13 protein-coding genes, 2 tRNA genes and 3 rRNA genes are annotated in these 21,341 nt (G+C 56.8%); 4 read left to right on the top strand and 14 right to left on the bottom strand.

The genetic code is table 11. From position 1 onward, the window contains the following. The first annotated feature begins 36 nt into the window (after nucleotides 1–36). Genes mksB through mksF form a run of 3 tightly spaced genes read left to right on the top strand, consistent with a single transcriptional unit; the run spans nucleotide 37 to nucleotide 4,845 of the window. On the top strand, nucleotides 37–1,317 hold the full coding sequence (mksB, locus tag AB4O45_RS08650) for an Mks condensin complex protein MksB (RefSeq protein WP_160768349.1): 1,281 nt from the start codon (nucleotides 37–39) through the stop codon (nucleotides 1,315–1,317). Further along, nucleotides 1,307–2,008, top strand: a complete 702-nt coding sequence (mksE, locus tag AB4O45_RS08655; protein WP_460161310.1) for an Mks condensin complex protein MksE — start codon at nucleotides 1,307–1,309, stop codon at nucleotides 2,006–2,008. Before mksB ends, mksE begins: the two co-directional genes overlap by 11 nt. Further along, nucleotides 2,005–4,845 carry an Mks condensin complex protein MksF gene (gene mksF / locus AB4O45_RS08660; RefSeq protein ID WP_460161311.1) on the top strand — a complete coding sequence of 947 codons (2,841 nt, stop codon included), beginning with the start codon at nucleotides 2,005–2,007 and terminating at the stop codon, nucleotides 4,843–4,845. The genes mksE and mksF overlap by 4 nt, the downstream gene beginning before the upstream one ends. 175 nt (nucleotides 4,846–5,020) lie before the next feature. On the opposite strand, the gene AB4O45_RS08665 is transcribed toward mksF, so the two are convergent. From AB4O45_RS08665 to AB4O45_RS08730, 14 genes are all read right to left on the bottom strand, one after another. Further along, a complete protein-coding gene (locus AB4O45_RS08665; protein ID WP_016773187.1) occupies nucleotides 5,021–7,324 on the bottom strand; it encodes a PqiB family protein in 2,304 nt (767 codons plus the stop codon). Further along, nucleotides 7,317–7,940, bottom strand: coding sequence for a paraquat-inducible protein A (locus AB4O45_RS08670; RefSeq protein WP_056790346.1), 624 nt, complete (start codon nucleotides 7,938–7,940; stop codon nucleotides 7,317–7,319). The genes AB4O45_RS08665 and AB4O45_RS08670 overlap by 8 nt, the downstream gene beginning before the upstream one ends. Then, the gene (locus tag AB4O45_RS08675) at nucleotides 7,927–8,586 is read right to left on the bottom strand and encodes a paraquat-inducible protein A (protein ID WP_150741809.1); all 660 of its coding nucleotides are present in this window, start codon (nucleotides 8,584–8,586) and stop codon (nucleotides 7,927–7,929) included. Before AB4O45_RS08675 ends, AB4O45_RS08670 begins: the two co-directional genes overlap by 14 nt. A gap of 146 nt (nucleotides 8,587–8,732) precedes the next feature. Next, nucleotides 8,733–8,848: ribosomal RNA gene (rrf, locus tag AB4O45_RS08680) — 5S ribosomal RNA — on the bottom strand. 153 nt (nucleotides 8,849–9,001) lie between these two features. Then, a 23S ribosomal RNA gene (locus tag AB4O45_RS08685) occupies nucleotides 9,002–11,895 on the bottom strand. Nucleotides 11,896–12,142: 247 nt separating this feature from the next. Beyond that, nucleotides 12,143–12,218: transfer RNA gene (locus AB4O45_RS08690), tRNA-Ala, on the bottom strand. A gap of 30 nt (nucleotides 12,219–12,248) precedes the next feature. Next, nucleotides 12,249–12,325, bottom strand: a tRNA-Ile gene (locus tag AB4O45_RS08695). A gap of 81 nt (nucleotides 12,326–12,406) precedes the next feature. Further along, a 16S ribosomal RNA gene (locus AB4O45_RS08700) occupies nucleotides 12,407–13,943 on the bottom strand. Together the 16S, 23S and 5S rRNA genes with 2 tRNA genes alongside form the textbook arrangement of a ribosomal RNA operon. A gap of 541 nt (nucleotides 13,944–14,484) precedes the next feature. Continuing rightward, a complete protein-coding gene (msrQ, locus tag AB4O45_RS08705; RefSeq protein ID WP_095181813.1) occupies nucleotides 14,485–15,108 on the bottom strand; it encodes a protein-methionine-sulfoxide reductase heme-binding subunit MsrQ in 624 nt (207 codons plus the stop codon). Continuing rightward, nucleotides 15,108–16,121, bottom strand: coding sequence for a protein-methionine-sulfoxide reductase catalytic subunit MsrP (gene msrP / locus AB4O45_RS08710; RefSeq protein ID WP_095181814.1), 1,014 nt, complete (start codon nucleotides 16,119–16,121; stop codon nucleotides 15,108–15,110). The genes msrQ and msrP overlap by 1 nt, the downstream gene beginning before the upstream one ends. Nucleotides 16,122–16,184: 63 nt before the next feature. After that, entirely contained in the window at nucleotides 16,185–17,042 is an 858-nt protein-coding gene (pssA, locus tag AB4O45_RS08715; RefSeq protein WP_016773182.1) for a CDP-diacylglycerol--serine O-phosphatidyltransferase, read from the bottom strand. 148 nt (nucleotides 17,043–17,190) lie between these two features. Then, entirely contained in the window at nucleotides 17,191–18,207 is a 1,017-nt protein-coding gene (gene ilvC / locus AB4O45_RS08720) for a ketol-acid reductoisomerase (protein ID WP_003228216.1), read from the bottom strand. Nucleotides 18,208–18,253: 46 nt separating this feature from the next. Beyond that, nucleotides 18,254–18,745: an acetolactate synthase small subunit gene (ilvN, locus tag AB4O45_RS08725; protein WP_003176102.1), complete on the bottom strand. Its 492-nt coding sequence runs from the start codon at nucleotides 18,743–18,745 to the stop codon at nucleotides 18,254–18,256. Nucleotides 18,746–18,747: 2 nt separating this feature from the next. Then, nucleotides 18,748–20,472, bottom strand: a complete 1,725-nt coding sequence (locus AB4O45_RS08730) for an acetolactate synthase 3 large subunit (RefSeq protein WP_252876901.1) — start codon at nucleotides 20,470–20,472, stop codon at nucleotides 18,748–18,750. 399 nt (nucleotides 20,473–20,871) lie between these two features. Here AB4O45_RS08730 and AB4O45_RS08735 point away from each other — a divergent pair, with 399 nt between their 5' ends. Further along, the gene (locus AB4O45_RS08735; RefSeq protein WP_095181815.1) at nucleotides 20,872–21,288 is read left to right on the top strand and encodes a DUF4124 domain-containing protein; all 417 of its coding nucleotides are present in this window, start codon (nucleotides 20,872–20,874) and stop codon (nucleotides 21,286–21,288) included. Nucleotides 21,289–21,341: the final 53 nt, after the last annotated feature.

The following is a 21,341-nucleotide window of genomic DNA, read 5'->3' on the forward strand; positions in this document are numbered from 1 at the left end:
TCGCCGCTTTTAATCGCCAACCAGCCGGCCATTCCGATGATCGAACCCAAGCGCGTCTTGCGCGCCCTCGCTGAACACTGGGCACTTCTGGAGCCACTGTGCGAGCACTTCGACCAAGGCACCCTGAGCCTCAACGAACTGCGCACGCAACTGGCCGCCCAACAACTCGACAGCACGCCACAGGACATCACCAGCCTGCTCGACGTGTGGATTCGCCTCGATATTCTGGTTCCGGTGGCGAAAAGCCCGAACCGTTTCGAGCTCAACGCGCAGATCCACGACTTCCTCGCCTACCTGCGCCGCGAACACCGCCTCGGTCTGTGCCTGGAAATCGAAGCCTACCTGCGTCACCTTGAGCGTCTGGCCGGTTATATACAGGACGCTTTCGACGTCCGTGACGGCAACGATCTGGCGCGCCAGTTGCGTTTGCTCGACATGCGTGTGCGCGACGTACTGAAGAAACTCGACAACGATGAACAGGCCCTGGTGGCCGTGGCCGAACGCGCGAAAACCAGCGACCGGCAGATTCCACTGCGTCAGCGTTACGCCGAAGTCCTGGCGACGTGGGACGAATACGTCGAGCCGATGATAGATCTGGTCAACGCCGACGGTGCCTTCGAGCAAGGCGTGCGCAAGGTCGAAACCGTGCTGCTGAAGATGCTCAGCGAACAGCAGCGCCTCGGCCATCTGGTCGATGACGACATGCTCCTGCGCACCCACGCGCGCATCCTCGAAATGCAGACCAGCGCGCAACTGACCCTGCGCCATGCCCGCGAACTGCTGCTGCCATTGCGTGAAGAAGCGCGTCGGCATAACGCCGTGACCCGTGGCGCCGCACTGGCGCTGGCGGCGATCCGGCGTAAAGGCATCGACGCCGTGCCGCAAGCGGCGATGCCGCTGTTCACCCGCCCACAGAGCACCTTCCTCGGCAGCGCCAGTCAGGTCGAAGCCTACGTGTATGCCCTGGCGCGTTTCGAGCCGAAACCGGCGCGCTTCCCCAAGGCGCACAAAACCCAGAAGGCTGGCGACGCCCCACGTGCACCGCGCACCGTGCGCGAGATGGTCGATCGTTGCGAAGAGTCCCTGCCGATGCCGGACCTGATGACCTGGCTGCTGGAGCAGGAACCGGACGGCGCCACCGACGAATTGCTTTACTGGTTCTCGCGCCTGTCGCGGGAAAAACGCTTCAAGCGCGAGCGTCTGGAACGCCGCGAATACCATACTCACGAGCACCAGGTCAGCCTGCGCTCCTTCGCCCTGCTCTCGGCCAGCGATACCGCCGCCGAGGATTCTGCGAGCATCCCAAATGCATCTTGATCTTTCCGAACTGTCGCAACTGGCGCCGATCTTCCGCGAGTTGTTCAAGGGTTACCACGTCAGCCGCCGTGATCCTGAGCTGTACGCACAACTGTCGAATTTCCAGGACCAGTACCGCACGCTGTTCAAGGCGCTGGGCTTTGAACTGGTCTGCGACACCCGTGGCTTCTACTATTTCGTGCCGGACATGGCCGCCGCAGCGGTGAACAAGACCGCCCAGCGTCTGGCGCTGTTCACCTTCATCCTCGTTGAGCACCTGGCCGATCAGGGCCGCGACCCGATTGCCGTGCTCGACGGCGGCAGTCTCGGCCGCGAAGAATTGCCGTCGCTGCTGGACAAGTACCGCGACCTGTTCATTCAGGCCGAAGTGCAGACCGTCGAAGAACTCGAAGAAAAAATCATGCGCCGCATGACTCAACTTGGTTTTGCCGGCGAAGAAAACGGCGTCTACCGCTTCCTGCCGCCGATGCACCGTTTCCTCGACGTGTGCCTGTCGGTACAGCAGGACCGCGACCTGGCAGCCAGCGTCCACAGCGTTCTGCCGCTGCCGGCGCCGGTGCTGATCGACGAAGAAACCGAAGCGAAATTCCTCGAAACCGACGATCCGCTCGATCTTTCCGAATTTGAAGAAGAAAGCGAAGAAGACGCACTGGCCCGCGCCATTGCCGAAGAACAGGAGTCCGATGCATGAGCCAGGAACGCTACGGCATCCGCCGCTTTGCCCTTTTGAACACCGCCGGTTACAGCCTCGGTCTGTTCCCGCTGGAAGAACCGTTGTCGGTTTACGGCGCGAACAACCTCGGTAAATCAGCGTCGATCAACGCCTTGCAGTTCCCGATTCTGGCGCGCATGTCGGACATGAGTTTCGGCAAGTACAGCCTCGAACAATCGCGGCGCTTCTACTTCGCCTCCGACACCAGTTACATCCTCGTTGAAGTCAACCTGCCCCACGGCCCCCACGTGATCGGCGTGGTCGGTCGCGGCCCGGGCGGCGGTTTCGGGCACCAGTTCTTCGCTTACGCCGGCAAGCTCGATCTGGCCCACTACCAGAAAAACGACACCTGCCTGCGCCAGAAAGAACTGTTCAGCAATCTGGAAAAAGAAGGCCTGAAAGCCTACGAACTCAAGCCGGATGAACTGCGCCGCTTGCTGGTTGGCGGCCATACGTCGATCCCGCTCGACCTGACGCTGATCCCGCTGCGCTCCACCAGCGAGCAGAGCCTGAAGACCTTCCGCGCGCTGTTCATCAACCTGCTGCACATGCGCGAAATCACCGCGGCCAAGCTCAAGCAACTGTTCCTCGATGCTTTCGAGCACAGCCTGCGTTCGGGCAGCGTCGATTACATCGCCGCGTGCGAAGAAGCCTTCCGCGACGTGCGGCGCATGGAGCAGGACTACAACTCGCTGGTCGCCGCCGGCCCATTGGTTGAAGCGCTGGCCAACGGCGTGAAACAGCGCGACGTGCTGCGCGGCAAACTGCATCGCCTGTCGCCGCTGCTCGATTCCTTGCTCGGCACCTGGTCGGACTACGCCACGGCGCGCAAGGAAGAGCTGACCATCCAGGCCGAGCACTACCGTCGCGAGCAGGACGATCTGCAGAACGATCAACGCGGTGGTACTCAGGAACTGATGCGTCTGGAGCGGGAAATTTCCGGCATCCAGCGCTGGCTCGGCGAGTTGTCGGTGCTGAAGAACCGCTTTGCCCTGGTCGATGACCTCAAAGTGCTAGAGCAACAATTGCTCGCCGCCAAGGATGCACACGACGAACTGGCCGGTGCCTTGGCGCAGTCGCGTCAGTTCAGTGCAGAAGATCTCGAAGAGCGTCTGCGCGATCTGGAAAAACGCCTGAAGTCAGTGAAGCAACAACTCGATCACGCCGACAACAACAGCTACGCCCGCCTGCGCGAAGAGTTCTCGCAACAGGACGTCGAGCGTCTGATGCGTCTGTTCAACAGCGCGCTGTTCAGCCTGCCGCTGGGCGAACATGGCATCACCCTCGACGAGAACGGTGAGTGGGTCAAATCCGTGGAGCTGATTCTTGATGGCTTCAAGGGCGAGCGCTTCGAAGTGCCGGGCCTGTCGATCGACATCTCGCACATTGAGCCGCCGGCCTTGCAGGCTCTGGCTGACCGCGCCGCGTTGCGCGATCAGAAAGAGCGTCTGGAAAAAGAGCTCAAGCAACTGAAAACCCAGCAGGCCGTGGCCGCCGACCGCGCCGCGAGCAAGACCCAGACCGAAGCGCTGTACCAGCAGGTGCTGGACGCGCAGAAGGCGCTGGAAGATTTCCGTCGCACCCAGACCCTGAGCGCCGAAGAAAGCGACAAGCTCGAGCAACTGGCGCAGATGGAAGCCGCGCAGGACGAACTCAAGCGCTCCAGCGATGCGTTCACCGAGCGCGTCCAGCAACTGTCGGCCAAGCTGCAACTGGTCGGCCGGCAGATCGCCGATATGGAGGCCAAGCAACGCACCCTCGACGACGCGCTGCGTCGTCGTCAGTTGCTGCCAGCGGATCTGCCGTTCGGCACGCCGTTCATGGATCCGGTCGATGATTCGATGGACAACCTGCTGCCGCTGCTCAACGACTATCAGGACAGCTGGCAGGGTCTGCTGCGTGCCGATGGCCAGATCGAAGCGCTGTACGCGCAGGTCCGCCTCAAAGGCGTGGCCAAGTTCGACAGCGAAGACGACATGGAACGACGTCTGTCGCTGCTGATCAACGCTTACGCGCACCGCACCGATGAAGCCCTGACCCTCGGCAAGGCGCGGCGCGCGGCGGTCACCGACATCGCCCGTACTCTGCGCAACATCCGCAGCGATTACGACAGCCTCGAGCATCAACTGGCGCTGTTCAACCGCGAGATCAACAAGCGGCAGGTTTCCAACCTGCAGAGCTTCCGCATCGTCCTCGCGCCAAATAAGGAAGCACTCAAGCACATCGACCAGATCATCCACAGCGCCGGGCAGTACGAAGAAGGCGAAACCCTGTCGGTGTTCGACCTCAGCCAGAGCGCCGAGCAGGACAACAAGAACGAAGAGGCCAAGGAATATCTGGCGCGGCTGGTGGCAGCGAACCACAACCAGCTCGGCCTCAAGGACTTGTTCGAACTGGCTTTCGAGATCACCAAGGTCAACGGCCAACCGGTGATCCACACCGACATCGACGGCGCGGCCTCCAACGGTACGACCATGACCATCAAGGCGCTGACCAACATGTACTTGTTGCTGCACTTGATGGATCGCGATCTGGCCGGCCGCGTGCGTTTGCCGTACTACCTCGACGAGGCGGCGGACATCGACGAGAAGAACCAGGCGGCGCTGCTGGAAACCAGTCTGCAACTGGGCTTCGTGCCGATTCTCGCAAGTGTGAAGCCGCAGGTCTGCGCCAGTGTCGCAATCGACCTGGAAGGCGGCAGCGGCCCGGCCGGGATCTACATCGATGAAGCGGACTGGAAGTACATCCGCCGCCATGATGTGGTCAAGGCCACGCTGAATGTGCAGGCGGATGAGCCGGAGCTGGATGCGGTTTGATCGGCTTTAGCTGAAGGCAAAAAGGGCCGCGATCTGCTGGGATCGCGGCCCTTTTTTATGGAGTGGATTTTGTGTTGATTTGGCTGGGCCCTTCGCGAGCAGGCTCGCTCCCACAATTGGAATGCGTTCCCCTGTGGGAGCGAGCCTGCTCGCGAAGGCGTCTCAACAGACGCTGCTATTTACCAAGCTGAATCTTCGGCGCCCAGGTCAGCCATTCATCCTCGAACTTGTCGAACAACGGGAACGTCTGCTCGGCCCGCGCCGGGTTGCCCATGCGTTCACCGTCCGGGGTGGCGAAGGCAATGCCACCCTGAATCAGCGTCTCCAGCGATTCGGTGCGCACCGTCACGCCCTTGAACAACCCATAATCGAAGCCCACGCCGCTGGTGTTCCAGAAGCGGCTGCCGCTACGCACCAGTGGCGCGTACTTCGGCTCGATCAGGATGTGCACCAACACACGGTCAGCCGTTTGGCCCAACTCATAACCGGTGACCTTGCCAACCGTGATTTCACGGTAGGTCACTGGTACGCCGGGCTTCAAGGAACCGCGACGTGCGGCGCTCAACACCAGACTCAGACCCGCTTCTTGCTTGGTGACTTCCGGCGCTTCGGCCAAGGCAACGAAGTTCTTCTGCGGGCCGAGATTCTTCGCCGCCGGCTGGACTTCGATGTATTTGCCAGTGACCAGCGTTTCCAGATTCTGCGTCTTGATCAAACCCAGTTCCGGCTTGACCACCCAGAATTGACTGCCGACTCGCGCAATCTTCTCCGGCACTTCGGTGATGCGGGCGGTGAGGATCACCGACTGCATGTCGTCGGTCAGATCGACGCTTTCAATCTTGCCTACGTCCAACCCCTTGAAACGCACTGGCGTACCGCTGCTCAAACCGTCGGCGCGATCGACTTTGATGGTAACGACTGCACCTTTCTTGTTCGCCTCATCGTGATCGGCGAACAGACGGAAGCGCGGGATACGTTTCTTCAACGGCGCATTGGCTTGTGGGGTTTCGAAGGCAATACCACCGGCCATCAGGGTTTGCAAAGATTCACTTTTGACCTGAATGCCGCCGGTCAAGCCACCCGTGAGGGTAATGCCGCTGACATTCCAGAAGCGCGTCGAAGCGTTGACCAGGTTTTCATATTCCTTCTCGATGTGCACGCCGATGACCAGCTGCTTCTTGGTTCTGGAGAACTGGTAGCTCTGCACCGAACCGACCTTGACCTGCTTGTACAGAATCGGACTGCCGACATCGATCGAACCCAGCGAATCGGTAAACAACACCAGATGCAGGCCCGGCGAACGCAGATCCAGCGGTGGTGCTTTCGGTCGCGCCTCGAATTCGCGTTTCGGCGCAGCGCCTTTGTCGCCCGGACGCACGGCGATGTAGTTACCTTTCACCAGCGCTTCCAGGCCGGTAATACCGGCAAGGGATATCGACGGTTTGACCACCCAGAACTGCGTGCCCTCAACCAGATAGTCTTCGGCCAACGGATCGAGGGTCAGCTCGGCTGTTGCACTGTTCAGGTCCGGATCGACTTTGAGCGCTTTCAGGTTGCCGACCTGAATGCCTTTGTACATCACCGGCGTGCGACCGGCTTGCAGGCCCTCGAAATCGCTGAGTTTGACCTTCACGCGAATGCCGGCAGCGGCAGCGTCGAAGTCTTCATAGAGACGGAATGGCAGGCTCGGGTCGGTCGCCGGACTGTCCTTGCGATTCTCCGGCGTCGCGAACGCGATACCACCGGCGACGATGCTGGCCAGGGATTCACTGCGCACTTTCACGCCGGACAGGTTAGCGTCGATGCTGATGCCGCTGGCGTTCCAGAAACGAGTATGTTTGCGCACCAGTTTGGCGTAGGTAGGCTCAATGAACACCTTAAGTTCAACGGTGCTCTGATCCTCGGACAGCACGTAGCTTTTGACCTGACCGACCTTGATCTGTTTGTAGAACACCGGGCTGCCGCGATTCAACGAGCCTAGGCGATCGGCCTTGATGGTCAGGTGCAGACCGGGCTTGGCGTCGGACAGCGGCGGTTCTTCGGCGAGTGCCTTGAACTTGCGCACCGGCTCGCCTTCACCGGGACTGATGGCGACATAGTTACCCGAGACCAATGTTTCCAGACCGGTGATACCGGCCAGGGTCACGCTCGGTTTGACCAGCCAGAACCGCGTGCTGGTCTTCAGGTACTGCTCAACATCCTTGTTCATCTCGATGGTGGCGATCACCCCTTTCGAGTTGCCCTCATCGTCGAGCTTGAGCGTCTTGACCTTGCCGACCGGCATGCCTTTGTAGACCACTTCAGTCTTGTTGGCCTGGATGCCTTCGCCGCTTTCGAAGCGCACCTGAATTTCGATACCGGTCTCGGAATAAGCACGCCAGCCGAGCCAGCCGCCGATGATCAGCGCGATCAGAGGCAGCACCCAAATGGCCGACCAGTTCGAAGCCGGTCGGGTTTTCGCTACAGGCAAATCAGTCATGGTCGTCGTCCGACTCCGTGTTATCCCAAATCAGTCGGGGATCGAAAGTTACTGCGGCGAGCATCGTCAGAATCACCACAGAGGCGAAGGCGACGGCGCCCAGATTGGCTTCGACACTGGCTATCCGGCCGAAGTTGACGACCGCCACGAGAATGGCGATCACAAAAATATCGAGCATCGACCAGCGGCCGATGAACTCGATGAATCGATACATCCAGATGCGCTGACGGGCCGACAATGGCTGCCGGCGCTGCACGGAAAACAGCAACAATGCGATGCCGACCAGTTTGAACGTGGGCACCAGAATGCTGGCGATGAACACCACGGTGGCGATCGGGATCATGCCGTGCTGAACCAGTTCAATCACGCCGGACATGATGGTGCTCGGTTCACCCTGGCCCAGAGAACTGACCGTCATGATCGGCAAGACATTCGCCGGAACATAGATAATGGCTGCCGTGATCAACAGCGCCCAGGTGCGGGTCAAGCTGTTGGGGCGGCGAGCGTGAACCTGCGCGCCGCAGCGGGTACAGCTCTGCTCGTCGACGTCAGCTTCCTGCTTGTTCAGCTCGTGGCATTCGGTGCACACCAGAATGCCCGCATCAATCGCCCGCATGGGCATCCTCTCCTGATAATGCCTGCCAGATCTGATGCGGTGACATCACCACCTCCAGCCAGACTTGCACCAATAACAAGCCAATGAAACATGCCAGCCCGAGGCCGACGGTAATTGCTGCCATATCCGCCAGCTTCACGATCGCGACAAGCACGCCCATGAGGTAGACCTCGAGCATGCCCCAGTCTCTGAGGTGGTGGTAAATACGATAGAGCAACAAGCCATAACTACGGCTGACATTGAAGCGGATCGTCAGTAGGACAAACAGCTGGCACAACAACTTCAGTAACGGTATGGCCATGCTGCAAAGGAAGACGACGATCGACACACCTTGCATGTCGGTGCTGAACAGGCCGACTACGCCACTCCAGACCGTATCCTGCGAGGATTGCCCGAGGATATTGAGTTGCATGATGGGTAAAAAGTTTGCCGGCACGTAAAGTAATAACGCGGCAATCACCAGGGCGAGGCTGCGCTGCACCACGTTATGGCGATGGGCGTACAACTCATAACCACAACGCGGGCAGAGTGCTTTCTCACCATGGGCAAGTGTCGGCTTGCGCATCAGCAGGTCGCACTCGTGGCAGGCTATCAAGTCTTCCAGCGGTAAATCTGACAGCCCGGGGGCGTCAACCGATTCTGACATACAGGCTCTGGCTCCGATAAAGATGGGGCTATTCTAGTGTTCTGCTTCGAAAATAACTGTGCAATTTTGTTCGCCATAGCGCTGAAACTTTCTCGCAGGCAAAACAAAACCCCAACTGCTTTCGCAATTGGGGTTTCGGAATTTAATCTTGACGATGACCTACTCTCACATGGGGAAACCCCACACTACCATCGGCGATGCATCGTTTCACTGCTGAGTTCGGGATGGGATCAGGTGGTTCCAACGCTCTATGGTCGTCAAGAAATTCGGGTACTGACTCGGGACCAGATGGCCTCGCTTCAGCAAATTGGGTATGTGACAGCTGGTGTTTGTGAACTTCGAACTTTCGGTTCGTTTCGTCTTCACACACCGCAATCTGGTGCCTTTTCAGGTCAGCAAATTGCTTGGGTGTTATATGGTCAAGCCTCACGGGCAATTAGTATTGGTTAGCTCAACGCCTCACAGCGCTTACACACCCAACCTATCAACGTCGTAGTCTTCGACGGCCCTTCAGGGAACTCAAGGTTCCAGTGAGATCTCATCTTGAGGCAAGTTTCCCGCTTAGATGCTTTCAGCGGTTATCTTTCCCGAACATAGCTACCCGGCAATGCCACTGGCGTGACAACCGGAACACCAGAGGTTCGTCCACTCCGGTCCTCTCGTACTAGGAGCAGCCCCTCTCAAATCTCAAACGTCCACGGCAGATAGGGACCGAACTGTCTCACGACGTTCTAAACCCAGCTCGCGTACCACTTTAAATGGCGAACAGCCATACCCTTGGGACCGGCTTCAGCCCCAGGATGTGATGAGCCGACATCGAGGTGCCAAACACCGCCGTCGATATGAACTCTTGGGCGGTATCAGCCTGTTATCCCCGGAGTACCTTTTATCCGTTGAGCGATGGCCCTTCCATACAGAACCACCGGATCACTAAGACCTACTTTCGTACCTGCTCGACGTGTCTGTCTCGCAGTCAAGCGCGCTTTTGCCTTTATACTCTACGACCGATTTCCGACCGGTCTGAGCGCACCTTCGTACTCCTCCGTTACTCTTTAGGAGGAGACCGCCCCAGTCAAACTACCCACCATACACTGTCCTCGATCCGGATAACGGAACTGAGTTAGAACCTCAAAGTTGCCAGGGTGGTATTTCAAGGATGGCTCCACGCGAACTGGCGTCCACGCTTCAAAGCCTCCCACCTATCCTACACAAGCAAATTCAAAGTCCAGTGCAAAGCTATAGTAAAGGTTCACGGGGTCTTTCCGTCTAGCCGCGGATACACTGCATCTTCACAGCGATTTCAATTTCACTGAGTCTCGGGTGGAGACAGCGCCGCCATCGTTACGCCATTCGTGCAGGTCGGAACTTACCCGACAAGGAATTTCGCTACCTTAGGACCGTTATAGTTACGGCCGCCGTTTACCGGGGCTTCGATCAAGAGCTTCGCGTTAGCTAACCCCATCAATTAACCTTCCGGCACCGGGCAGGCGTCACACCCTATACGTCCACTTTCGTGTTTGCAGAGTGCTGTGTTTTTAATAAACAGTCGCAGCGGCCTGGTATCTTCGACCGGCATGAGCTTACGGAGCAAGTCCTTCACCCTCACCGGCGCACCTTCTCCCGAAGTTACGGTGCCATTTTGCCTAGTTCCTTCACCCGAGTTCTCTCAAGCGCCTTGGTATTCTCTACCCAACCACCTGTGTCGGTTTGGGGTACGGTTCCTGGTTACCTGAAGCTTAGAAGCTTTTCTTGGAAGCATGGCATCAACCACTTCGTGTTCTAAAAGAACACTCGTCATCAGCTCTCGGCCTTAAGATCCCGGATTTACCTAAGATCTCAGCCTACCACCTTAAACTTGGACAACCAACGCCAAGCTGGCCTAGCCTTCTCCGTCCCTCCATCGCAATAACCAGAAGTACAGGAATATTAACCTGTTTTCCATCGACTACGCTTTTCAGCCTCGCCTTAGGGACCGACTAACCCTGCGTCGATTAACGTTGCGCAGGAAACCTTGGTCTTTCGGCGTGGGTGTTTTTCACACCCATTGTCGTTACTCATGTCAGCATTCGCACTTCTGATACCTCCAGCAAGCTTCTCAACTCACCTTCACAGGCTTACAGAACGCTCCTCTACCGCATCATCCGAAGATGATACCCGTAGCTTCGGTGTATGGTTTGAGCCCCGTTACATCTTCCGCGCAGGCCGACTCGACTAGTGAGCTATTACGCTTTCTTTAAAGGGTGGCTGCTTCTAAGCCAACCTCCTAGCTGTCTAAGCCTTCCCACATCGTTTCCCACTTAACCATAACTTTGGGACCTTAGCTGACGGTCTGGGTTGTTTCCCTTTTCACGACGGACGTTAGCACCCGCCGTGTGTCTCCCATGCTCGGCACTTGTAGGTATTCGGAGTTTGCATCGGTTTGGTAAGTCGGGATGACCCCCTAGCCGAAACAGTGCTCTACCCCCTACAGTGATACATGAGGCGCTACCTAAATAGCTTTCGAGGAGAACCAGCTATCTCCGAGCTTGATTAGCCTTTCACTCCGATCCACAGGTCATCCGCTAACTTTTCAACGGTAGTCGGTTCGGTCCTCCAGTCAGTGTTACCTAACCTTCAACCTGCCCATGGATAGATCGCCCGGTTTCGGGTCTATTCCCAGCGACTAGACGCCCTATTAAGACTCGCTTTCGCTACGCCTCCCCTATTCGGTTAAGCTCGCCACTGAAAATAAGTCGCTGACCCATTATACAAAAGGTACGCAGTCACAGAACAAAGTCTGCTCCCACTGCTTGTACGCATACGGTTTCAGGATCTATTTCACTCCCCTCTCCGGGGTTCTTTTCGCCTTTCCCTCACGGTACTAGTTCACTATCGGTCAGTCAGTAGTATTTAGCCTTGGAGGATGGTCCCCCCATATTCAGACAAAGTTTCTCGTGCTCCGTCCTACTCGATTTCATGACTAAGAGATTTTCGCGTACAGGGCTATCACCCACTATGGCCGCACTTTCCAGAGCGTTCCGCTAATCTCAAAGCCACTTAAGGGCTAGTCCCCGTTCGCTCGCCACTACTAAGGGAATCTCGGTTGATTTCTTTTCCTCAGGGTACTTAGATGTTTCAGTTCCCCTGGTTCGCCTCTTGCACCTATGTATTCAGTACAAGATAACCATCTTATGATGGCTGGGTTCCCCCATTCAGACATCTCCGGATCAAAGTCTGTTTGCCGACTCCCCGAAGCTTTTCGCAGGCTACCACGTCTTTCATCGCCTCTGACTGCCAAGGCATCCACCGTATGCGCTTCTTCACTTGACCATATAACCCCAAGCAATCTGGTTATACTGTGAAGACGACATTCGCCGAAAATTCGAATTTCTCAACTAAGAGAACTCACAAATTTTACCTTAGCCTGATCCGTTACCAGTGAAAGTAACGTTCAGTCTATCTTTCTATCACATACCCAAGTTTTTAAAGAACGATCTAGTCAAAGACTAGAAATCAACATTCATCACCGTACCGGTGGAATGCTCATTTCTAAGCTTTCAAACTTCAGAAGCAGTAGTGGTGGAGCCAAGCGGGATCGAACCGCTGACCTCCTGCGTGCAAGGCAGGCGCTCTCCCAGCTGAGCTATGGCCCCGTATTCCTACAGGCGTTTCCCACACAAAATTGGTGGGTCTGGGCAGATTCGAACTGCCGACCTCACCCTTATCAGGGGTGCGCTCTAACCAACTGAGCTACAGACCCAATTTCGGGCTGCTTCTATCGTCTTCTTCAATGAATCAAGCAATTCGTGTGGGAGCTCATGCAGCAGCTGATATCGTCGATTAAGGAGGTGATCCAGCCGCAGGTTCCCCTACGGCTACCTTGTTACGACTTCACCCCAGTCATGAATCACACCGTGGTAACCGTCCTCCCGAAGGTTAGACTAGCTACTTCTGGTGCAACCCACTCCCATGGTGTGACGGGCGGTGTGTACAAGGCCCGGGAACGTATTCACCGCGACATTCTGATTCGCGATTACTAGCGATTCCGACTTCACGCAGTCGAGTTGCAGACTGCGATCCGGACTACGATCGGTTTTATGGGATTAGCTCCACCTCGCGGCTTGGCAACCCTTTGTACCGACCATTGTAGCACGTGTGTAGCCCAGGCCGTAAGGGCCATGATGACTTGACGTCATCCCCACCTTCCTCCGGTTTGTCACCGGCAGTCTCCTTAGAGTGCCCACCATTACGTGCTGGTAACTAAGGACAAGGGTTGCGCTCGTTACGGGACTTAACCCAACATCTCACGACACGAGCTGACGACAGCCATGCAGCACCTGTCTCAATGTTCCCGAAGGCACCAATCCATCTCTGGAAAGTTCATTGGATGTCAAGGCCTGGTAAGGTTCTTCGCGTTGCTTCGAATTAAACCACATGCTCCACCGCTTGTGCGGGCCCCCGTCAATTCATTTGAGTTTTAACCTTGCGGCCGTACTCCCCAGGCGGTCAACTTAATGCGTTAGCTGCGCCACTAAGAGCTCAAGGCTCCCAACGGCTAGTTGACATCGTTTACGGCGTGGACTACCAGGGTATCTAATCCTGTTTGCTCCCCACGCTTTCGCACCTCAGTGTCAGTATCAGTCCAGGTGGTCGCCTTCGCCACTGGTGTTCCTTCCTATATCTACGCATTTCACCGCTACACAGGAAATTCCACCACCCTCTACCATACTCTAGCTTGCCAGTTTTGGATGCAGTTCCCAGGTTGAGCCCGGGGATTTCACATCCAACTTAACAAACCACCTACGCGCGCTTTACGCCCAGTAATTCCGATTAACGCTTGCACCCTCTGTATTACCGCGGCTGCTGGCACAGAGTTAGCCGGTGCTTATTCTGTCGGTAACGTCAAAATTGCAGAGTATTAATCTACAACCCTTCCTCCCAACTTAAAGTGCTTTACAATCCGAAGACCTTCTTCACACACGCGGCATGGCTGGATCAGGCTTTCGCCCATTGTCCAATATTCCCCACTGCTGCCTCCCGTAGGAGTCTGGACCGTGTCTCAGTTCCAGTGTGACTGATCATCCTCTCAGACCAGTTACGGATCGTCGCCTTGGTGAGCCATTACCTCACCAACTAGCTAATCCGACCTAGGCTCATCTGATAGCGCAAGGCCCGAAGGTCCCCTGCTTTCTCCCGTAGGACGTATGCGGTATTAGCGTTCCTTTCGAAACGTTGTCCCCCACTACCAGGCAGATTCCTAGGCATTACTCACCCGTCCGCCGCTGAATCCAGGAGCAAGCTCCTCTCATCCGCTCGACTTGCATGTGTTAGGCCTGCCGCCAGCGTTCAATCTGAGCCATGATCAAACTCTTCAGTTCAAACATCTTTGGGTTTTTAAGAAACCCTAAACTTGGCTCAGCAATCGTTGGTTACATCTTTGATTTCTCGCGGAGTAACTTGTGATGCTGATAATCTTGTTGACTATCAGTCTGACTGCACAAGCACCCACACGAATTGCTTGATTCAGTTGTTAAAGAGCGGTTGGTTAAGATCTTTCGTCTCAACCGAGGCGCGCATTCTACAGCAGCCTCATTTGCTGTCAAGTGATTATTTTCAGAAGTTTTCGAAGAATTCTTCAACAACTTCAACCACTTGCGCTTCCGATCTCTCGTTAGCGGGAGGCGAATTCTACAGCGTTAATCGCTGCTGTCAACACCTCTTTTTCTCCGCTTTCGACCGAGAAGATCGAACCGTTAAAAGAGCTACACATCGCTGCTCTTTCAACTCCTTCCAGGCTTCGATGATCTGAAGCAAGCCGCTGTCGAAAACCGCGTAACTCTTTGAATCTCAAGGAGTTTTCCGTTTCGACTGCGCCGGAAGTGGGGCGAATTATAGACCTCTGGAATCTGCCGTCAACCGTTAATTTCGCTTTTCTTGCAGATTCTGCTTTTTAGCCATTAAACGCGGGATTCGTCTCATCACCGGCGGCACACGAAGCAGCAAGAGCACAGCGCCTATAAAGGCATAAATCGCCCACTCCTCTAGATCGGCCCGCACGATCCAGAGCATATGCAGCAAACCCAGCCCAAGTATCACGTAAACCAAGCGATGCAGCTTCTTCCAGCGAGCACCCAAACGACGCTGACTATAACGATTCGACGTCACTGCCAGTATCAGCAATCCGAGAAAGCCGAGTGCACCGACAATGATGTAAGGCCGCTTACGTAGCTCAACGCCCAACTGTGACCAGTCAAACCCGAGGATAAACGCCATATAGCTGAACAGATGTAGCGCTACATAAGCAAAACACCAAAGCCCTAACTGCCGGCGCACTGCAATCCACCCCGCCCAGCCGCTCAGCTTTTGCAACGGCGTCATGCTCAACGTAATCAACAGCAACACCAGCGTGCCAAGCCCGAGACGATCAACCAGCACCTTGCCTGGATCAGGCCCGAGCAGATCGGCGAACGCCTGATAGAACCACAGCAATGGCCAGATCGCTGCCGCAATGAACACGCCCACTCGCCAGAACGGATAACGCATCAGTAGTTCTTCCGCAGATCGAGCCCTGTATATAAAGAAGCGACTTCATCCGAGTAGCCGTTGAACATCTCCGTATCGCGCACATTCGGTTTGAACAGGCTGTTCGGCAAGCGCCGCTCGCGGGCTTGGGTCCAGCGCGGATGATCAACCGTCGGATTCACATTCGCGTAGAAGCCATATTCATCGGCAGCAATGCTTTGCCAAGTGGTCTTCGGCTGCTCGCTGACCAGACTGATGCGCACAATGGATTTCACGCTTTTGAAGCCGTACTTCCACGGCACCACCAGACGCAAAGGCGCGCCGTTCTGGTTCGGCAGTTCGCGTCCATACATGCCCACCGCCAGAATTGCCAAAGGATTCATCGCCTCATCCAGACGCAAGCCTTCGACGTACGGCCAGTCGATCAAGGCAAAACCGGAACGCTGGCCGGGCATGCTCTTGGGATCCTGCAGGGTTTCAAAGCGGATGTACTTGGCCTTGGAAGTCGGCTCGACCTGCTTGAGCAAGGCCGAGATGGGAAAGCCGATCCAGGGAATGACCATCGACCACGCCTCGACGCAGCGCAGACGATAAATACGTTCCTCCAGTTGATACGGCTTCATGAAGTCTTCCAGCGCATAACGCCCCGGCTTACCCACCTCCCCGTCAATGACCACGCTCCAGGGTTCGGTTTTCAGGTCGCCAGCGTTCCTCGCGGGATCGCCCTTGCCGGTACCGAATTCATAAAAGTTGTTGTAGTTCGTAGCGTCTTTATAAGGCGTGATCGCCTCGTCCTTGACATTGACCGCCCCCCATTGAGTAGAAGGAAGCTTTTCGGCAAACCAGGCCGGAGCCTTGCCGGATTCGACGTCAGAGTAGCGAGGGGTATCAGCGGCATTGGCCCAGCGCGGCAGGCTGCTCACGGCAATACCGGCAGCAGTGGCGCCGAGCAATTGGCGGCGGGAGAGATAAATGGCTTCAGGCGTGACATCCGACTCATGGCAGTCGGATGCTTTGGGGATCTTGATCAACATGACAACTCCGCAGCTTTGGAGGACAGGTGCACCCATAGACTGCGGAGTATGCGGGAAATTACATCACTCGGCGTTTTTGTGACGACGAAGGCGCAACAGATACTGCACCGGACCGGACGCCGCATAGGCGAGGAACACCAGCAGCAGAATGCGCGGCGGATCACTGAACACGACAGCGAATACCAGCACCACCGCCAGGATCGCCACGAACGGCACGCGACCTTTGAGATCCAGCTCCTTGAAGCTGTTGTACTTGATGTTGCTGACCATCAGCATGCCGGCCGCCGCCACCATCAACGCCACCAGGAACGACATCTTCGAACCCTGAATGCCGTAATCGCTGAACGCCCAGACAATGCCGGCCACCACACCTGCCGCCGCCGGGCTGGCCAGACCGATGAAGTAGCGTTTGTCCGCCGTGCCGACCTGGGTGTTGAAACGCGCCAGACGCAACGCCGCTCCCGCTACATATATGAAGGCGACCATCCAGCCGACCTTGCCCATGTCTCCCAGCGCCCAACCGAAGGCCAGCAATGCCGGCGCGACGCCGAAGGCGACCATGTCCGACAGCGAGTCATACTCGGCGCCGAAAGCACTTTGCGTATTGGTCATGCGCGCTACGCGACCATCGAGACCGTCGAGCACCATCGCGACGAAAATCGCGATTGCAGCGAAGGCGAAGTACTTGCTCGCATTCACCGAGTCGCCGGCGCTCAACGCGGCCTGCGCGCTCATCGAGTTGATGATGGAATAGAAGCCTGCGAACAGGTTGGCGGTGGTGAACAGGTTCGGCAGCAGATAGATACCACGATGCCGGACTTTACGACCTTCGGCGTCGTGCCCTTCTTCGATGTGTTCATCGATGGGCAGCAGGCTTTCGGCGTCGGAAGCCTTGTTCGGCTCTTCGGGACGTTCGCTCATGGACATTACCTTGCAACGGTTTGGAAAAAATTCGACAGAGGCTTGAGGACGACAGTTCGGCCACAAACGATGCAGCTTTATACCAGAAGCACCGGCCCAAACGAAAAAACGCGGCCTAGGCCGCGTTTTTCGTGCAAGGGACGACGACTTAGTTTTTGGCTTTGTCGACGATCTTGTTGGCACCGATCCACGGCATCATGGAGCGCAGTTGCTCGCCGATGATTTCGATACCGTGAGCGGCGTTGTTACGACGCTTGGCGGTCATCGAAGGGTAGCCGGTTGCGCCTTCGCTGATGAACATTTTGGCGTATTCGCCGTCCTGAATACGTTTCAGGGCGTTGCGCATGGCCTGACGGGATTCGGCGTTGATCACTTCCGGGCCAGTCACGTACTCGCCGTACTCGGCGTTGTTGGAGATCGAGTAGTTCATGTTGGCGATACCGCCTTCGTACATGAGGTCAACGATCAACTTCAGTTCGTGCAGGCACTCGAAGTAGGCCATTTCCGGCGCGTAGCCAGCTTCAACCAGAGTTTCGAAACCGGCTTTCACCAGTTCAACGGTACCGCCACACAGAACGGCTTGTTCGCCGAACAGGTCAGTTTCGGTCTCGTCCTTGAAGGTGGTTTCGATGATGCCGGTACGACCGCCACCGACGCCAGCGGCGTAGGACAGTGCAACGTTTTTGGCGTTGCCCGAGGCGTCCTGGTAGATCGCGATCAGGTCAGGGATACCGCCGCCTTTGACGAACTCGGAACGCACGGTGTGGCCCGGGGCTTTCGGCGCGATCATGATCACGTCGAGGTCGGCACGCGGAACAACCTGGTTGTAGTGAATCGCGAAGCCGTGGGAGAAGGCCAGAGTGGCGCCTTTCTTGATGTTCGGCTCGATTTCGTTCTTGTACAGCGAGGACTGGAACTCGTCCGGGGTCAGGATCATGACCAGGTCGGCAGCGGCAACAGCGGAAGCAACGTCGGTCACTTTCAGGCCGTGAGCTTCGGCTTTGGCAACGGTGGCCGAACCTTTACGCAGACCGACGGTAACGTCGACACCGGAGTCTTTCAGGTTGCACGCTTGAGCGTGGCCCTGGGAGCCGTAACCGATGATGGCAACTTTCTTGCCCTGGATGATCGACAGGTCGCAGTCTTTATCGTAGAAAACTTTCATGAATTTCCCCTTATATCCGGCCGTTCAGGCCATGCGCTAATTTGGTTTAGATGCTGAGAACTTTGTCGCCGCGAGCAATGCCGGTCACGCCGCTACGGACGGTTTCCAGAATCGATGCGGTGCCGATGGACTGAATGAAGCTGTCGAGCTTGTCGCTGGTACCGGTCAACTGAACGGTATACACGCTGGCGCTGACATCGACGATCTGCCCACGGTAGATATCGGTAGTGCGTTTGATCTCGGCGCGCTGGGCGCCAGTGGCCTTGACCTTGACCAGCATCAGTTCACGCTCGATGTGAGCGCTTTCCGACAGGTCCACCAGCTTGACCACTTCGATCAGCTTGTTCAGGTTTTTGGTGATCTGCTCGATGACTTCATCGTGGCCCACGGTGGTCAGCGTCAGACGCGACAGGGTCGGGTCTTCGGTCGGCGCCACGGTCAGGCTTTCGATGTTGTAGTTGCGCTGCGAGAACAGGCCGACTACACGAGACAGAGCGCCGGGTTCGTTTTCCAGAAGCAGGGAAATAATGTGCCGCATGATTAAGTACGCTCCGTCTTGCTCAGCCACATATCGCGCATGGAGCCGTCTTTGATCTGCATCGGGTAGACGTGCTCGCTGGTGTCGACCGCAACATCGATGATCACCAGGCGATCCTTCATGGCGAACGCTTCGGCCATCTTCGACTTCAAATCTTTCGATTCGGTGATGCGTACGCCAACGTGGCCGTAGGCTTCAGCCAGCTTGATGAAGTCGGGCAGCGATTCCATGTAGGAGTGCGAGTGACGGCTGCCGTAGCTCATGTCCTGCCACTGGCGAACCATGCCCAGCACACCGTTGTTGAGGATGACGATCTTTACCGGCAAGCCGTATTGCAGGCAGGTCGACAGCTCCTGGATGTTCATCTGGATACTGCCTTCGCCGGTGACGCAGGCAACGTCGTCGTCCGGAAAGCTCAGCTTGATGCCCATCGCTGCTGGCAGACCGAAGCCCATCGTGCCCAGACCACCGGAGTTGATCCAGCGGTTAGGCTTGTTGAACGTGTAGTACTGCGCAGCGAACATCTGGTGCTGACCCACGTCGGAGGTCACAAAGGCGTCGCCCTTGGTCACTTCGCAGAGGGTTTCGATCACGGTCTGCGGTTTGATCTTGCTGCCGTCGCCCTTTTCATAAGGGAACAGGCCGCGATCGCCACGCCATTCATCGACCTGCTTCCACCAACTGGCCACGGAATCCTTGTTCGGGGTCTCGCCGATTTCCTTGAGGATCGCGACCATTTCGGTCAGGACGCTCTCGACCGGACCCACGATTGGCACGTCAGCCTTGATGGTCTTGGAGATCGACGCCGGGTCGATGTCGATGTGGATGATCTTGGCGTTCGGGCAGAATTTCGCCGGGCCGTTGATCACCCGATCGTCGAAGCGTGCGCCGACGGCGAGGATCACATCGGCATGGTGCATCGCCAGGTTCGCGGTGTAGCTGCCGTGCATGCCGAGCATGCCGATGAACTGACGGTCAGTGCCAGGGAAAGCGCCCAGACCCATCAAGGTGTTGGTCACCGGCAGGTTGAGCATTTTCGCCAGCTCGGTCAGTTGCGCGGAGCCATTGCCGAGAATCACGCCGCCGCCGGAGTACAGCACCGGGCGCTTGGCCGCCAACAACATTTCTGCCGCCTTGCGGATCTGCCCGGAGTGACCGCGAACGGCCGGGCTGTAGGAACGCAGCTTGGCTTTCTTCGGGAAAACGTATTCGAATTTCTCGGCCGGATTGGTCATGTCTTTCGGGATGTCGACCACGACCGGGCCCGGACGACCGGACTGCGCCAGGTAGAAGGCCTTCTTCATGACTTCCGGGATTTCCGAAGCGTGCTTGATCATGAAGCTGTGCTTCACGATCGGCCGGGAGATACCGATCATGTCGGTTTCCTGGAACGCGTCGGTGCCGACCATGGTGCTTGGCACCTGACCGGAAATGATCACCATCGGAATCGAGTCCATATAGGCGGTGGCGATACCGGTGATGGCGTTTGTGGCGCCTGGACCGGATGTCACCAATACCACGCCGGCTTTACCGGTGGCACGGGCGTAGCCGTCAGCCATATGGGTCGCCGCTTGTTCGTGACGAACCAGGATGTGGGTCACTTCCGGTTCTTTGAACAGGGCATCGTAAACATGCAGGAGAGCACCACCCGGGTACCCGTAGATATATTTGACGCCTTCGTCACGCAAAAAGCGGACGAGCATCTCACCGCCAGATAAAAGCTCCACGTTGTTCACCTCTAAAACGCCAGAATACCGTCCACAAAAAAGGGGCGGGTCTTAATAGGTTTACTTCTCGGCAGAGCATGAGCGACGGTGGTCGCCGACTACGTCAGCACTGACTGAGCAAGTATTGGGATCGTCCCAAGTGTTGCGGGCCTTTCCCACCCAGCGCGAGGTAACGCGTTGCGGGTGTAACAGGTCGGCGCGGATGTGCGCCTCATGATCTACCGAGTGGGTCTGCTTCTGGCAGTCCCTCTACAGCGGACTTTGGATTCTTCTGTTTCGCCCTCTGCAAGTCAAGTCGTCTGTGGGGTTAATTGTGGGTAAGCACATGAGAACGCAAGAAAAAACCTGAAAAGCGCTACTCTGTTAGCGTCAATTGCGCATTTTTGCCAAGGAATCAGCATGCGAACGCTCCTCCTTACTCTGCTGATCGGTCTCAGCCCATGGTGCTCGGCCGCTCAAATCTACAAATGGGTCGATGCCCAAGGCGTCACGCATTTCGATGCACAACCGCCGCAGGGCCAACCGGCGACGACCCTGCAAACGCCCTCCTCACCCGCGCCGAAAGCCGCGCCGCTGCCGGGCGGCGGCGTACTCGGCGATCAGAAAGCCATTGATGCCAAGGTGAAGAAACAGGTCGCCGAGCAGCAGGCGCAGCTCGAGGCCTTTTGCGAACAGGCACGCACGAACCTGGCGCAACTGCAGAACAATCCGCGTTTGCGTGAGGAGGTCGAGGGGGATGTGCGCAGGCTCGACGATACACAGCGTCAGGAACGCATCGTCGAAGCGAAAAAGCAGATTGCCGAGAATTGCTCGTAATCGCGACGTCGGAACTTGTAGGAGCTGACGAGTGCAACGAGGCTGCGATCTTT

The organism is Pseudomonas sp. S2_B10, assembly GCF_054668425.1.

What these genes read in the sequence shown, in the direction of transcription:
- mksB (WP_160768349.1), top strand. Translation starts at nt 37, where the DNA reads ATGATCGAACCCAAGCGCGTCTTGCGCGCCCTCGCTGAACACTGGGCA.
- mksE (WP_460161310.1), top strand. Translation starts at nt 1,307, where the DNA reads ATGCATCTTGATCTTTCCGAACTGTCGCAACTGGCGCCGATCTTCCGC.
- mksF (WP_460161311.1), top strand. Translation starts at nt 2,005, where the DNA reads ATGAGCCAGGAACGCTACGGCATCCGCCGCTTTGCCCTTTTGAACACC.
- AB4O45_RS08665 (WP_016773187.1), bottom strand. Translation starts at nt 7,324, where the DNA reads ATGACTGATTTGCCTGTAGCGAAAACCCGACCGGCTTCGAACTGGTCG.
- AB4O45_RS08670 (WP_056790346.1), bottom strand. Translation starts at nt 7,940, where the DNA reads ATGCGGGCGATTGATGCGGGCATTCTGGTGTGCACCGAATGCCACGAG.
- AB4O45_RS08675 (WP_150741809.1), bottom strand. Translation starts at nt 8,586, where the DNA reads ATGTCAGAATCGGTTGACGCCCCCGGGCTGTCAGATTTACCGCTGGAA.
- msrQ (WP_095181813.1), bottom strand. Translation starts at nt 15,108, where the DNA reads ATGCGTTATCCGTTCTGGCGAGTGGGCGTGTTCATTGCGGCAGCGATC.
- msrP (WP_095181814.1), bottom strand. Translation starts at nt 16,121, where the DNA reads ATGTTGATCAAGATCCCCAAAGCATCCGACTGCCATGAGTCGGATGTC.
- pssA (WP_016773182.1), bottom strand. Translation starts at nt 17,042, where the DNA reads ATGAGCGAACGTCCCGAAGAGCCGAACAAGGCTTCCGACGCCGAAAGC.
- ilvC (WP_003228216.1), bottom strand. Translation starts at nt 18,207, where the DNA reads ATGAAAGTTTTCTACGATAAAGACTGCGACCTGTCGATCATCCAGGGC.
- ilvN (WP_003176102.1), bottom strand. Translation starts at nt 18,745, where the DNA reads ATGCGGCACATTATTTCCCTGCTTCTGGAAAACGAACCCGGCGCTCTG.
- AB4O45_RS08735 (WP_095181815.1), top strand. Translation starts at nt 20,872, where the DNA reads ATGCGAACGCTCCTCCTTACTCTGCTGATCGGTCTCAGCCCATGGTGC.